Source organism: Pseudoalteromonas distincta (genome assembly GCF_000814675.1).
In the GTDB taxonomy this organism is placed as follows: Bacteria; Pseudomonadota; Gammaproteobacteria; order Enterobacterales; family Alteromonadaceae; genus Pseudoalteromonas; species Pseudoalteromonas distincta.
This window is the reverse complement of the sequence record NZ_JWIG01000017.1, coordinates 31,049-44,458: the sequence shown is the minus strand read 5'-3', so window position 1 is coordinate 44,458 and position 13,410 is coordinate 31,049. Positions and strand designations below refer to the sequence as shown.

The window sequence follows — 13,410 nt, the reverse complement described above, 5'->3', positions numbered from 1 at the left end:
CCGTAGGCGCTTTTTTAGTATTAAAGGCGTTAAATTAACAGCTATGCTTTTGCGGTTAATATGGCTCGAAGTGGAGCGGGGTAGCCTTCAATTGTTTTACTTGTATCGTTTGGATCTAAAAAGTCGATTAACGATTCGTTTTCCATCCAGTCGGTTTTGCGTTGCTCTTCAAGCGTGGTAATAGCGCAATCTTTTATTTGCACATCTTTAAAGCCAACGCGTTCCATCCATAGTTTTAATGCTGCAGTACTTGGAATAAACCAAACGTTGCGCATTTTAGCGTAGCGGTCGGTAGGAACTAATACCGTGTTTTCGTCGCCTTCAATTACTAGGGTTTCAAGTACGAGTTCGCCGCCTGGGCGAAGCTGCGCTTTTAACTGCGCTAAAAAGTCGATAGGTGAGCGACGATGATAAAGTACACCCATCGAAAAAACAGTATCAAACGCTTTAAGCTCGGGTAATGCTTCTACGCCTAGTGGCAGTAAATGTACGTTTTCGTCTGGGTTGTAGTGTTTAATTGCCTGAAACTGACATAAAAATAAATCAGATGGATCAATACCCACGACAAACTCTGCGCCTTCACCGCGCATACGCCATAAATGATACCCTGAGCCGCAACCAATATCTAAAACAGTGCGACCTTTTAATGGCTCAATATGAGGAAGCAGGCGGTCCCACTTCCAATCACTGCGCCACTCTGTATCTATTTCAATACCGTGCACACTAAATGGGCCTTTGCGCCATGGCATCATGCGTTTTAATAAATGCATGGCTTGCTTTTGCTCGCCATCACTCATCTCTCCTGGCGCGCCAATTTCTACCTTTGTAGAAATATCAACATGGGAAGTTGCCACCTCAGGCAAGTTTTTAAGTACTTTTTGCCATTTAGGCAAATCACCATGGCTAGCCTCGTTTTGCCAATGTTTTAATTGAGCAGGGAGGGTTTCTAGCCAGTGACTAAGTGGGCTTTGTGCGATAGCTGCGTAAAATTGGTTAAACCATTGAGACATGGATGACTCTCTTTATTTAATTGCTACCATTGAGCAAAAATTAAAACATTGATACCACACTTGAGTTTGGCTAAAACCAATATCCTGTAAGCGAGTAAAGTGAGCGCTTAGTGTATCTGGGCGCATAACGTTTTCGATGGCGGTACGTTTTTGGCTTATTTCAAGCTCAGAGTAGCCATTGTGACGTTTAAAGTCGTGGTGCAAATCAATCAATAAATTGTCGCATTGCTCGTTTTCGGCTTTAATTTTTTCGCTTAGCAGCAATACACCACCAGGTTTTAAATTAGCGTATATTTTCTCAAGTACGGCTTGGCGCTGTGCGTGTGGAATAAATTGCAGTGTAAAGTTCATTGCTACTACTGAGGCGTTTTGAATCTCAAGCTCGTTAATATCGCCCAAAGTAACAGTAACCGGCACATCTGATTTAAAACCTTGTAAATGTACCTTACAACGCTCAACCATAGCTTGAGAGTTATCTACCGCTATTATATGGCAGTTATCGGTGCGAATATTACGGCGCATGCTAAGCGTGACTGCGCCAAGAGAGCAGCCTAAATCATAAAGATTTGAGTTACTTTGTGCGTATTCACCCGCAAGTTTACCCATAGTGCTTACAATGGTGGCATACCCAGGCACAGAGCGCTGGATCATATCTGGAAAAACTTCGACTACATTTTGGTCAAAGCTAAAATCTTTTACTTGTTGCTCAGAGGCATAAATACTGTCTTTTATGGTCACGAAGGCAGTCTCTTTGTAAATAATGGCGCTATTTTAACATTTTATACTGGATAGTCAGTGATAAATTCAGTAGCTTGACTAGAATTATGAATAATAAGTACAAAAGAGAAGATTAAATGAGCAAAAGTAAGGTCATCAGCACAGACGATATATTAGCAACCCTTTGTCATTCAGTGACAGGTGTACTCACATCAGCCAGCGGCAATGGTATTAGCTACTCAGCCATGGTGCAAAAAATAACACGTACATGTATGCGACCAGATATTGGCTGCTTTGTTTTATTTGACGGCGGTTTTACAGGGCTTGTAATTACCAACTTTACTTCGCAAGCGGCGATGGAAATTTATGGCGATTACATGCGCAACATGGGGATGCCAGAAGATGAAATAGCGCATAGCCATTTATCAGACGACGTATCAAACGTACTAGGCGAGTTGATGAATCAAATTGTTGGCGACTTTACGTCTAAAGTGCGTGAGCAATTACATACGTCTATTACGCAAAACCAGCCAAAAATGATGGCAATAAATAAGCAAGTGCAAATATCGGTAGATACCACAATGGATCGCCCGCAAGCCCGACGCGTAACATTCACCACAAGTAAGCAAAATATTTTTTACTTGGAATTAGCGATGGATAAAACAGAGTTTATTAAATTACACGACTTTGATATTGCAGAAGCACTAGACCCAGATGACATAATTGAAAACGAAGCACGAAAAAAAGCGGACAAAGAAAAATCATCTAAAGCAGTAGAACAAGATGATGGCGATGATGATTTTATGGCAGGCCTAGGGCTTTAAGTCTATTTACGTAGGTTGGGCTGAGTGAAACGAAACCCAACGACTGCTTAGTTATCAATTTTTATCTACCAACGGTCTGTAGACAACAAGTAACTTAAATAATAAACGTGATTTGATATCGCGTTTATTATCCTTTCATTTTTACTTATTTAGCCCAAAGTGCTTTTCTCTATGGCAATTCGGACAGAGAGCCTGGGCATTTTTAACCGTATCTTCACCACCATCCGCAAGTTGTATTATATGGTGCACCTCAAGGTAGGGAGTCATATCTTTTTTACGTCGAAACGGAGCTGCTTTACCGCAGTATTCGCAATGTCCCTTTGCTCTAAGTAATACAGCCGCAACTACATGAGGATTGCGGTTAAAAATTTCAATTATGGCGATCTTTTTTTCTACTTTAACAGATGAAGCTAATATTTCATTTCTACATTGCTCAGACAATAGTGCTGACTTTTTTACTTGTTCCTCAAAGGCTATAGTATGGAGAGAGTAATCGATCAGGTTCTCATATTGCTCGATGGTATTATGCTTAGAAACTACCTGTCTTAGTTTGATTACATTGGTATTACGAATAGCTTCGTAATAAGTTATATGTTTTCTAACTGATTTTATTGCATTATCGAAGTCAATTTTAGTTCCATCTTTTTTTATACTTGATAGATAGTAATCAATACCTGTAGCACTCAAAGCTCGTTTAAATACATTGCCTTCAATTATACACTTATAGTCATTTATATAATCTTTTGCTGAATTATCATTGAAACCCTCCTCAGTGACTAAGATCGTCACAGCATAATCAAGTTTCAATTTTTTATTATAAACCAGCTTCGCTAATTCATAAGCAGCTTGAATATTTTCAATAGTTATTTTGTTAGGCATATTCATATGAATCTTTTAATTATAATAATTGTATTGCATGGAGTGAACATAACATGATTAATGTTTTTCATAATTTAATTAGTTACTTAAACTTTTATCGATAATTTCAAGTTTATTTAATAAGCTAAATAAGGATTCTCTGCCATCGCCACTACCACACAAAATATCCTTAAATCAAATTCCAATTGGTGATACTGCGGTCCCTTATGGCAGCAACGTTTATAAAAGCCTTTGTTGTGGTCTTTTTCTTTAAAGTGGGCGAGCTCATGTACTACTAACGTTTTTAGTTATAGCTCAGGTGCGCCGAAACAAATCATTTTTTCTCGACAAATTAATGCGTTGGGAACCATACTTTCCTCTTTTCTAATGCTGTTTTTTAAGTTGCTAAACCTACTCTTTAAACTTATAGCCCACACTATAAACCGCTGCTATTGGGTTTAGCCCTGCTTGAATGTCGTTAATCTTTTTTCGTATATTTTTAATATGTGTATCTATGTTGCGATCGGATATGTCGGTTGTATCGCTGTATACGTTATTAATAATATCTTCGCGGGTAAAAACACGCCCTACGTGGCTTATAAATAATAAAAATATTTTAAACTCGACGGCGGTAAAGCCAATGCTTTTGCCGTTTAGGCGTGCTTCGTAATCGTCTTTATGTAATTGAAAATTATTATGATTGATGATGTTGGTTTTAGGCTGGCTGGTCCTTCTTAGTACGGCTTTTATGCGTGCTATAACTTCTTTGGGGCTGAAGGGTTTGCATATGTAGTCATCGGCGCCGATCTCTAAACCCTGCAAGCGGTCTATTTCTTCACTTTTTGCGGTAAGCATAATAATAGGCAGACTTGAAAAGGCTCTTATTTGCTTACATAGCTCTATGCCATCAACATCTGGCAGCATTAAATCAAGAAGTATTAAATCTACTGCGTTTTGTTTTACAAAACTAACTACACCTTTGCCACTATTAAAGTGCTCAGTTTCGTAATTTTGTTGCTTAGCGTAGGCAATAAGTACCTCGGCAATGTTTTCTTCGTCTTCAACGATAAGTATTTTTTGTGATGCCATTATTTTAACCTAAAAGTGTCAGCGTTATTTTTACCTCTAGCCCACCGAGTGGTGAGTTGTGCAACGATATTTGACCGCCATGTGCCTCTACTATTTGTTTGCAAAGTGCAAGTCCTAAGCCCGAGCCGCCGTGCTCTCGGCTTCGAGATTTTTCAACGCGATAAAAACGCTCAAACAATTTTTGTAAGTCGTTTGGTAAAACACTTGGGGCTGAGTCTTGTAAAATAAGCTCAATGTTATTGGGTCTTTTGTTGGCAAGTATTATTACTTGCCCACCTTTATGCGTGTATCTGCAGGTATTTTCTAACAGGTTTGAAAATAGTTGCACAAGGCGTTCTTTATCGCCATTTATTATACATTTACCGGCTTTGGCTAAGCTTTTGCTGTCTACATTTAATTCATGCTCTTTAAAGCGAGCGGTGTAGTTTTCAATTGATTGCTCAAAAATGCTTATTAAATCAGTGCGCGCATTGTTATAGGTTAAATTAACACTATCTGTTTGTGCTAGTTGGGCTAGGTCGTCAACAATGTGACTTAAGTTATCTACTTGGTTTATGAGTAAATTAATGCGCTTTGTGTCGGCTGTAAATACACCATCTTGCACAGCTAACAAGTGCGATCGTAGTACGGTAAGTGGGGTTCTTAATTCGTGGGATGTGTCTGACACCCATTGAAACCGCATTTGTTGGTTTTGCTCAAGCGTGTGGGCTAAGGCATTAAAGTTGTTGGATAGGGTACCTAGCTCATCTTTACTAGAGGAGGTTATTCTGCTGGCAAAGTTTCCTTTTGTTAACTCATCTGTGCCAGTCACTATTTGCTTTATTGGTTTTATTAAATGGCGAGATAACACAATAGCCATAATAAATGCGAGCGCAATAACGAGTAACGTGATCATAAAATAGTTATGAAATTGCGCTGCTAAAAACGCTTTAGCTGGGCTACTTTGTACAAGTTTTGAAGGTACTAAACCTATCCAACCTATAACGTTATTGTTTAATAAAATAGGCTCTATATGTGGGTTGTCGTTTAAATTCGCTCTACCAACAACAACTTTTTTATTTTGATCATATAAACTTATACGTTGCCCTGTTTTAAGGGAACCTGCAGGTAAGTGTACCCACAATAAAGAGGGCGTTGCTTTACTGCTATTTGGTTTGGGTGGGGTGCTTGTGTGTTTATTAGTTTTAGGTTCGCCTGGTTTTTTTTGTGGCTCTACAATAGAGCGCCATAATTGCGTGTTTTGCGTAATGGGTTGCCAACTGCCTAATTCGCTATAAAGCTCAATAAGTTGCTGCTTAACCATTGCGACATGCTTTGTTTCTTCTTGTTCAACAAAGTCGTTAAACCCTGACGAAAAGGTCATGTATATAAACACAAACATAAGTCCAACAAGGGCGATATTAGTGATAAAAAAAGCTAAAAAGAATTTATGTATTAATTTCACTGATTGGCAAATAGTAAAAATCATATGTTAACGTACCAAGCAGTATTGCATATTGATTATGTGCCTACAATTAGCGTATTTAGGGAGTTGCTTACTAAAATCCTTTTTAAGTAAGCTTTTTAGGTATGTTGATATTTGGGCTAGAACTTTATTTTTGCGGTATCGCCAGCACCCAGTAACTTATATTGTGGTTTTACAAAGCTTGCGTGTACTGCACCTAAACTTTTAGGGAACGATATGGCAAGCTCATCTACTGTTGTAAATGTGTGCTTCGCTTGAAAAACAATTTCTAGGTCGTGCGCTTCGTTGTTGTTGCTGGTGGTAAAAGCGACGCGTTCAAACACGATAACTTGCTGATTTACACGTAAGCTCGTTTTTTGTTTAAGTGCATTTTTTGCAAACTCTTCCTGTTGCTCTGCACTTAAGTTTGTAGGCATAAGCTTATCAATATCGCCCATAAGCCATGCTTGCTCGCTTTGCAGCGCTGAAATTAAATGCTCAGCATTAGTTAATACTTTAACCTCAACTTGCCCGTCTCTTAAAATCACTTGGGCTGTTGTGTTTTTTAATACATGGGCGCTCACTTGAGCGCTCATACTTGTTAAAATACACGCGAGCATTAGCCATTTTAATTTTTTTAAAAAATACATAATTACTACCTATTATTGAGGTTGCTCAATAATTGCTTTACAAATAAGGGTGTTGTCGGTTTCTAAGTCTTCGCCCCATATGAATTTTGCGTTTTCATCCCAGTTAATGTCGTCGTAACCGTCTTTTGGTCCTACATCGGCAAAGTTGTGCTCTACTGCATTAGCCCAATTAGTATCGTCAAAGTTACTTTGCAGCCAGTTAGTTGGTGCTTCTTTTGACATAAACGTACAAACGCCTTCGCCCGCAACTGGGTTTGATTCGCTTTCGCATAATTTGTTGAGCGGCGCTTTGTGAAGTATTTCGCATTTAAAGCTTTTATCGCTTACGGCAACTACTTTATTTATATCGGTGTCGGTAAGCTGCATAATAAAACCGCCATCACCCATTTGCTGATTTTTAGCGCCGATGTATTCAAGCCCAGTGTCGTTTTGCTTAAAGTCTTTAATTATTAAATTAAGCTCAATAGGGTAGTTTGCAGAAAACGTAATACTTTCGGCATTAAATGAACGCTCTGTGGTTATAGGCACAGAATCTTCAACAAGTAACTGCTCGCCTATGTAGGCTGTAAACCAGTTATCAGCCCATGCTTCTAGCTTTAAGTTATGCTTGCCCGTAATGGCAGGATTTGTATTTTGCTTAGTGACTGTTGGAGTAAGGTGATTTGGTTGCGGACCTCTACAAAATGTACCTGTTTGAACTTTGCCACCATTACTGATGGTTTTTTGTTTAAAGCTATAGCAGTCTTTTCCCTGTGATGCAGGGCTGTAGGTAGTAAAGTAGTTTTCACCTTTGTATGAGTAGCTCATTGTACGGCTGCCGTTTTCAGAGATTGTGTGCGTTAAGTTTTCAACGCCTCCTTGTGGCGGGCGCAAGTCGGCTCTTATACCTTGAGTATCGCCACTCAGTGGTGACACTCTTGGTAATTTTGCGGTATCTACTTCACCTACTAAGCACTGAATAATATACGGCGGTGTAGCTGATGTTTGGTAGCGATAGCCAAATGTGTCGTCGGTTTGTCCGTTACATATATCAAGGTCACCTTTGGCAATTGCACTGCCGTCTGGGTTTTTACTGCCATACAGCGGGTAACCATCGTAAGCCCAACCAATAATGGCATCGCTTGATTGGTTTTTCATTGTGTCAATCATACACGTTGGCGATACATGATAATGGTAGTCATCACCTCGTCCTGCGTGTCCGCCACATATATCTAACTGTCCAAGTGCTAACGTGTCGTGTTTTTCATCGTAGCTATTTACGTCCAGTTCACCTTGCGAAGAATAGTCGTATATTGGTACGCCATTAACGGCAACACCTACGGCTGCATCAATTGTTGTTATTGTTTTTGCTTTTTTCGGGTTTAGCTTTATAGGTGCTACGTAGTCTTTAGCTGGAACGGGTATTTGCTCGTTAGTACCTGTAATACCAGTCATTACGTCATGATCAGGGTAAGTAGATGAGGCAATATAAGCATATTGTTCATCGCACGTAACAGATACGCTTTTATCAAACCCTGCATTACTCACTGATTGTGTAATAGCATCGCAACGAGGTGATTTTACGTTAGCGGTTAAATATGATTTATCAGGCTTTGGTTGCTCATTTGGTTTTGGTCTTGTATTAGGTTGGTGCTCGGCGCTACTGGCGCTTCGCGAGTATTTAACCGTCATACTTGCAGTATCGAGTGTAATATCTTTTACAGCAGCGAGTAATGCTGAGCGATCTACCTTTGTATCGCTATTAAAGGTAATCGGTGCAGATAACGCGTACACAGTATAAGTATAGCTTTTTTCACCTGGACCTTTAGAGCAAGGCGGCGCATATTGGTTTAAATCGTTTACGCTATTAGAGCCTACTTCACCGAGAGTTTCGCCCGCTTTAATTTGTGTTTTATCGGCGGCAATATTGTACATGGTCCAATACCAATGCATTCCCTCTGGCGCTTTATGATCCATAATTAATGCATAATATTTGGTTGCCTTAGGTGCTCCACTCCAGTTAAGTGGCGGGCTAATGCTTTGCCCATCGCATGTATAAGTAATAGGCAAATTACCGCCATCACTTACTTTTGAGCTGGTTAGAGTAAAATCATTGAGGTTTGATTGTTCAAGTGATTGGCTGTTTTGCTCGTTGCAGGCACTCAAGGTTAAGCAGCACAGTGCACTGAGTAAAATGGCATGGGTATTTTTCATCATTTAAAAACTCCAAAGATTAAATTAACTTTTAAGAGTGTAGTTCTCAAATGTAGGGCAATTATGTAGTATTAAACTTTTTTTATTAAGGGCTGGCGTTAAGTTGTGAACTGCTTACTTGGATAAGAGAAGAGATTGGATATGGGGGCTTGGTTATGAAAGGAAATATTAACTTAAGTATGGCGTTATTTTCACTCATTTAAATAACGCTAAAATCCTTATTTTAAATAAGGATTTTCTCCCATTGCGACTACCACACAAAAAATTCTTAAATCTAACTCTAGCTGGTGGTAACTCGGCTCCATATGGCAGCAAAGTTGATAAAAACCTTTGTTGTGGTCTTTTTCTTTAAAGTGGGCGAGCTCATGTACCACTAACGCTTTTAATAACGGCTCGGGAGCGCGGAGCAAGTCGCTGTTTATCGCTAAATCGTGTTTACGGGTTTTACCTTGCATTCGATACGTATGTGTACCGAGTGCATTGGTGACCATATCGCCTTGCTTTTTAAACGCCGCACGACCAAATGGTGGCGCATTTTTTAAATATTGTTTTTTAAGCTCGGTTGCATAGCTATAAAGTAGTTTATCGCTGGTAATAGTGTGTGCTTGCGGATACTTTTTAAGTAAGTAGTCACATACCTTTTTGTTATTTATAAGGCTTAATACTTGCTCAACAATGTTAGCTGGGTAGCCGGTAAAGTAACGTGCGTATTCACTCATTATTGCTTCTCTGTCGTTTTACTTTTAAAAAAGTGCTGGCTGGTGGGCTTCTTTTTCGCCAGTAAATGGGTTTAATGCTTTGTGATCATAACCAAGGTCTTTACAAAACTGCCTTGCTAATAATGGCGCTTCTCGGTTATCTGCCGTATGAAAAAACACATAGGGCGTTTTTCCTTCATCAAGCCATTGTTTTACTTTACTCAGCCACGGTTTATAAAAGGGTTTATAGTCGTTTTGTAAATCGGCGATAACAAAGCGCGCCATGGGCTCTGAACCAGTAGCTATTGCATGTACCGGTAAATGGGGCTTTTTTTGCTGTGCATCTATTAGTGCTTCGGTTGTTGGTTTTACCGCAAATAGGGCGCGAGTATCCATCGATATGCGATTTATGTTATTTGCCATTAATAACTGATTAAGCGCTATTTCGGCTTCGCCCTTTTGAAAAAACGCAGTATGACGTACCTCTACACCGTAATTAACCTCTTTTGGTAATAGGCTAATAAATTGTGCGAGTTTGGGTAAGTCACCAGGACCAAATGCTTTAGGTAATTGCAGCATGATTTGCCCAGTTTTTTCTAAAATAGGGGAGAACAAGTTAAGCCAATCAGTAAGCTCGGTTTGAACATTAGTTAGATGCAGCTCGTGGCTAAAGCGACGATTAAACTTAAACGTAAATTTAAAATCGTCGGGTACGCTGTTTGCCCAGCGCAATACGGTGCTTGGCGAAGGATCAGCGTAAAAGCTGGTATTGCCTTCAACAGAATTAAAGTGTTGTGCGTATTGGCTAAGCATATCGGCGTTTTTACATTGGCTTGAAAATAAATTGCCTTTCCATGCATTACTCGACCACTGCGGGCATCCAATATATAACATACAAACTAGCGCCTTATTATAAAGTGGCGATAGTGTAGCAAATAACAAAACGAGCTGCTGTAAATTCAGGGGCAAAAGCGGCACACGCCCTAGCATCTTGATACTACTTGGGTATAATGCAGGGCTTAATTTGATTATTTTTAGATTGCTAGCGGCTTTATTTGTATTGTGGTGACCTGTTTTTTAAATCACACGCCTTAAAACAAATAAATATAACCGTTTAAGCCTTTTATCTGACAGGAAAACTATGCGCTCTATATATTGCGGACAGCTAAATAAAACTCACGTAGATCAAGAAGTTGAACTATGTGGCTGGATCAACAAACGACGTGACCTTGGTGGACTTATCTTTGTCGATTTACGCGATAGAGAAGGTTTAGTACAAGTTGTATTCGACTCTGACATTGAAGAGTTAATGAGTTCAGCTAACACACTTCGCCAAGAATTTTGTGTTCAGCTAAAAGGTACTGTACGTGCACGCCCTGATAGCCAAGTAAATAAAGATATGGCAACAGGTGAAATTGAAGTTTTAGGTACTGAGCTTACAATTATTAACCGCTCTGAACCGCTTCCACTTGATTTTAACCAAGTAAACTCAGAAGAGCGTCGTTTAAAATACCGCTACTTAGACCTACGTCGTCTAGAAATGAGTGACCGTATTAAATTACGTGCTAAAGCAAGCAGCTTTGTTCGTCGCTTTTTAGATGAAAACGGCTTTTTAGACATCGAAACACCTGTACTTACTAAAGCAACGCCAGAAGGCGCACGCGATTACTTAGTGCCAAGCCGCGTTCATAAAGGTAGTTTTTACGCTTTACCACAGTCTCCACAGTTATTTAAGCAATTGTTGATGATGTCGGGTTTTGACCGTTACTACCAAATTGTTAAATGTTTCCGTGATGAAGATTTACGTGCCGATCGTCAACCAGAATTTACCCAAATAGATATAGAAACCTCGTTCATGAGCTCTGATCAAGTACGTGGTATGACTGAAAAAATGATCCGCGAGATGTGGCAAACTTTGTTAAACGTTGATTTAGGCGACTTTCCAATCATGCCTTACAGCGAGGCAATGAGTCTTTACGGTTCTGATAAGCCAGATTTACGTAACCCAATGAAATTAGTTGATGTTGCAGATTTAGTTAAAGACGTAGAGTTTAATGTTTTCTCAGGTCCAGCTAACGACGAAAAAGGTCGTGTTGCTGTATTAACTGTACCGGGTGGCGCTAAGCTTTCTCGTAAACAGCTTGACGATTACACTAAGTTTATTGGTATTTACGGCGCTAAAGGCATGGCGTGGATGAAAGTAAACGACCACACTGCAGGCGCTGAAGGCGTTCAATCACCAGTGGCTAAGTTTTTAAGCGAAGACGTAATTACTAAATTACTTGAGCGTACTAATGCTCAGTCTGGCGATATCATTTTATTTGGTGCCGATAAGCGCAACACAGTAAATGAAGCAATGGGCGCACTGCGCGTTAAGATTGGTGTTGACTTAGAAATCACTAACCTTGATAGCTGGGCACCACTTTGGGTTGTAGACTTCCCAATGTTTGAAGAAGATGACGAGGGCACATTACATGCTGTGCATCATCCATTCACTGCACCAAAAGATATTACTGCAAGTGAGCTTGAAGCAAACCCTGCTGCGGCTATTTCAGATGCCTACGATATGGTATTAAACGGCTACGAAGTGGGTGGCGGTTCGGTACGTATTCATAATGCAGATATGCAAGAAACTGCATTTAGAATTTTAGGTATTAACGAGCAAGAGCAACAAGACAAGTTTGGCTTTTTACTTGACGCACTTAAATACGGTACACCACCACATGCTGGTTTAGCATTTGGTCTTGACCGTTTAGCAATGCTTTTATGTGGTACCGATAACATTCGTGACGTTATTGCTTTCCCTAAAACAACACAAGCGTCGTGTTTATTAACTAACGCGCCTAGTAAGCCTAATATGGATTCGTTAGCTGAGCTTGCAATTAGTGTTGTTGAAAAAGCGATACCTAGCGAAGAGTAATTTTTATTTAGCTTATTGAGCTAAATTTAAAAACCCTTAAGTTATATGCTTAAGGGTTTTTTTGTGGTTAAATTTACAGCAGAGTGTATTTTAACCGAACAGACGAAAAAGGAATTATTATGTCGATCAATGCAACCTTATTTGGTGAGTTCTTAGTTTTTTTTATTGTGCTGAGTATTCCTATTTTTGCTGTAATTAGCTACAAAATAGGTAAGCGTAAAAGTACTATGCCGGGGGTTTTAGCTTTTGTGGGTGGCTGTTTAGCGCTATTTCCACTATTTGCTTTGATTTTTATTGCAGTGCTTGCGCTTAAAAAAGATTTACCTAAAAATAGCGTCTATGCCCATTAAAAACTAGGTTAATAGTGTCAATTTCAAATAATAATCACTACTTCGACGAGCAATTTAATGCTTTGCAGCACGAAGAGCAACTAACTGAAAATTCTGAGTTTGAAGAGTGCACATTTACCGATTGCGATTTTTCAGGCGGGCAGTTTAAAAATTGCCGGTTTATAGAATGCAGTTTTAAAAACTGTAATTTATCGTCACTTAAATGGAACTACAGTTCACTTGAAAATGTAACTTTTAGCCACTGTAAATTAAATAGTCTGCAATGGACTGACGTGGATTGGCCAGCGCTTAGTATTAACGCACCGGTGAGTTTTAATTATTGCGAGCTTAGTAATAGTTCTTTTTTTGAATTAACCCTCAAAGCCCTCAAATTAACACACTGTTTTGCCAAAAATGTTGATTTTAGACACGCTGATTTAAGCGGTAGTGAATTTACAGGAACAGATTTTCGCGATAGTGAGTTTTTTCAAACTAACTTAACAAAATGTGATTTTGTAGGTGCGACAGCATTTAATATAGATTTGAATAATAATATTTTAGCGAATGCTAAGTTTGATCGCTTCGAAGCACTAAACTTGCTTACCAGCCTTAATATAGAACTATGTGATTAATTTAGTTTAATATGATTACATATCTAGAAGCGGCAGCTTGGCTGGG

The 13,410-nt window shown here is 39.3% G+C and carries 13 protein-coding genes and 1 pseudogene; 4 read left to right on the top strand and 10 right to left on the bottom strand.

Annotated features, from left to right (window positions below):
- Window positions 1-41: 41 nt before the first annotated feature.
- Both cmoB and cmoA read right to left on the bottom strand, forming a co-directional pair.
- A complete protein-coding gene (cmoB, locus tag QT16_RS11940; protein WP_039488533.1) occupies window positions 42-1,010 on the bottom strand; it encodes a tRNA 5-methoxyuridine(34)/uridine 5-oxyacetic acid(34) synthase CmoB in 969 nt (322 codons plus the stop codon).
- Window positions 1,011-1,022: 12 nt separating this feature from the next.
- Entirely contained in the window at window positions 1,023-1,748 is a 726-nt protein-coding gene (gene cmoA, locus QT16_RS11935) for a carboxy-S-adenosyl-L-methionine synthase CmoA (RefSeq protein ID WP_007378000.1), read from the bottom strand.
- A 116-nt stretch (window positions 1,749-1,864) separates the two neighbouring features.
- Here cmoA and QT16_RS11930 point away from each other — a divergent pair, with 116 nt between their 5' ends.
- Window positions 1,865-2,551: a DUF3334 family protein gene (locus tag QT16_RS11930; protein ID WP_002959987.1), complete on the top strand. Its 687-nt coding sequence runs from the start codon at window positions 1,865-1,867 to the stop codon at window positions 2,549-2,551.
- Window positions 2,552-2,692: 141 nt separating this feature from the next.
- On the opposite strand, the gene QT16_RS20450 is transcribed toward QT16_RS11930, so the two are convergent.
- The 8 genes and pseudogenes from QT16_RS20450 to QT16_RS11895 all read right to left on the bottom strand — a co-directional run bounded on the left by QT16_RS20450 (window position 2,693) and on the right by QT16_RS11895 (window position 10,377).
- On the bottom strand, window positions 2,693-3,436 hold the full coding sequence (locus QT16_RS20450) for an HNH endonuclease (RefSeq protein ID WP_052201219.1): 744 nt from the start codon (window positions 3,434-3,436) through the stop codon (window positions 2,693-2,695).
- A gap of 110 nt (window positions 3,437-3,546) precedes the next feature.
- A pseudogene (locus tag QT16_RS21020) lies at window positions 3,547-3,717 on the bottom strand (YgjP-like metallopeptidase domain-containing protein); the annotation flags it as partial.
- A gap of 103 nt (window positions 3,718-3,820) precedes the next feature.
- The gene (locus tag QT16_RS11920) at window positions 3,821-4,498 is read right to left on the bottom strand and encodes a response regulator (RefSeq protein WP_039488532.1); all 678 of its coding nucleotides are present in this window, start codon (window positions 4,496-4,498) and stop codon (window positions 3,821-3,823) included.
- Window positions 4,499-4,502: 4 nt separating this feature from the next.
- Window positions 4,503-5,966 carry an ATP-binding protein gene (locus QT16_RS11915; RefSeq protein WP_039488531.1) on the bottom strand — a complete coding sequence of 488 codons (1,464 nt, stop codon included), beginning with the start codon at window positions 5,964-5,966 and terminating at the stop codon, window positions 4,503-4,505.
- 116 nt (window positions 5,967-6,082) lie between these two features.
- On the bottom strand, window positions 6,083-6,592 hold the full coding sequence (locus tag QT16_RS11910) for a hypothetical protein (RefSeq protein WP_039488530.1): 510 nt from the start codon (window positions 6,590-6,592) through the stop codon (window positions 6,083-6,085).
- A gap of 12 nt (window positions 6,593-6,604) precedes the next feature.
- Window positions 6,605-8,788 (bottom strand): YbhB/YbcL family Raf kinase inhibitor-like protein, encoded by a 2,184-nt coding sequence (locus tag QT16_RS11905; protein ID WP_200886970.1) that lies wholly within the window; start codon window positions 8,786-8,788, stop codon window positions 6,605-6,607.
- 215 nt (window positions 8,789-9,003) lie between these two features.
- On the bottom strand, window positions 9,004-9,504 hold the full coding sequence (locus QT16_RS11900) for a M48 metallopeptidase family protein (protein WP_007586965.1): 501 nt from the start codon (window positions 9,502-9,504) through the stop codon (window positions 9,004-9,006).
- 24 nt (window positions 9,505-9,528) lie between these two features.
- Window positions 9,529-10,377 carry a DUF72 domain-containing protein gene (locus QT16_RS11895; protein ID WP_039488545.1) on the bottom strand — a complete coding sequence of 283 codons (849 nt, stop codon included), beginning with the start codon at window positions 10,375-10,377 and terminating at the stop codon, window positions 9,529-9,531.
- Between the two features lie 247 nt (window positions 10,378-10,624).
- Here QT16_RS11895 and aspS point away from each other — a divergent pair, with 247 nt between their 5' ends.
- The 3 genes from aspS to QT16_RS11880 all read left to right on the top strand — a co-directional run bounded on the left by aspS (window position 10,625) and on the right by QT16_RS11880 (window position 13,364).
- Window positions 10,625-12,403 (top strand): aspartate--tRNA ligase, encoded by a 1,779-nt coding sequence (gene aspS, locus QT16_RS11890; RefSeq protein ID WP_002959974.1) that lies wholly within the window; start codon window positions 10,625-10,627, stop codon window positions 12,401-12,403.
- Window positions 12,404-12,522: 119 nt separating this feature from the next.
- Window positions 12,523-12,753, top strand: a complete 231-nt coding sequence (locus QT16_RS11885; protein WP_002959972.1) for a hypothetical protein — start codon at window positions 12,523-12,525, stop codon at window positions 12,751-12,753.
- Window positions 12,754-12,767: 14 nt separating this feature from the next.
- A complete protein-coding gene (locus QT16_RS11880; RefSeq protein ID WP_050482467.1) occupies window positions 12,768-13,364 on the top strand; it encodes a pentapeptide repeat-containing protein in 597 nt (198 codons plus the stop codon).
- Window positions 13,365-13,410: the final 46 nt, after the last annotated feature.

What these genes read in the sequence shown, in the direction of transcription:
- QT16_RS11920 (WP_039488532.1), bottom strand. Translation starts at nt 4,498, where the DNA reads ATGGCATCACAAAAAATACTTATCGTTGAAGACGAAGAAAACATTGCC.
- QT16_RS11900 (WP_007586965.1), bottom strand. Translation starts at nt 9,504, where the DNA reads ATGAGTGAATACGCACGTTACTTTACCGGCTACCCAGCTAACATTGTT.
- QT16_RS20450 (WP_052201219.1), bottom strand. Translation starts at nt 3,436, where the DNA reads ATGAATATGCCTAACAAAATAACTATTGAAAATATTCAAGCTGCTTAT.
- QT16_RS11905 (WP_200886970.1), bottom strand. Translation starts at nt 8,788, where the DNA reads ATGATGAAAAATACCCATGCCATTTTACTCAGTGCACTGTGCTGCTTA.
- aspS (WP_002959974.1), top strand. Translation starts at nt 10,625, where the DNA reads ATGCGCTCTATATATTGCGGACAGCTAAATAAAACTCACGTAGATCAA.
- QT16_RS11895 (WP_039488545.1), bottom strand. Translation starts at nt 10,377, where the DNA reads ATGTTATATATTGGATGCCCGCAGTGGTCGAGTAATGCATGGAAAGGC.
- cmoB (WP_039488533.1), bottom strand. Translation starts at nt 1,010, where the DNA reads ATGTCTCAATGGTTTAACCAATTTTACGCAGCTATCGCACAAAGCCCA.
- QT16_RS11915 (WP_039488531.1), bottom strand. Translation starts at nt 5,966, where the DNA reads ATGATTTTTACTATTTGCCAATCAGTGAAATTAATACATAAATTCTTT.
- QT16_RS11885 (WP_002959972.1), top strand. Translation starts at nt 12,523, where the DNA reads ATGTCGATCAATGCAACCTTATTTGGTGAGTTCTTAGTTTTTTTTATT.
- QT16_RS11910 (WP_039488530.1), bottom strand. Translation starts at nt 6,592, where the DNA reads ATGTATTTTTTAAAAAAATTAAAATGGCTAATGCTCGCGTGTATTTTA.
- QT16_RS11930 (WP_002959987.1), top strand. Translation starts at nt 1,865, where the DNA reads ATGAGCAAAAGTAAGGTCATCAGCACAGACGATATATTAGCAACCCTT.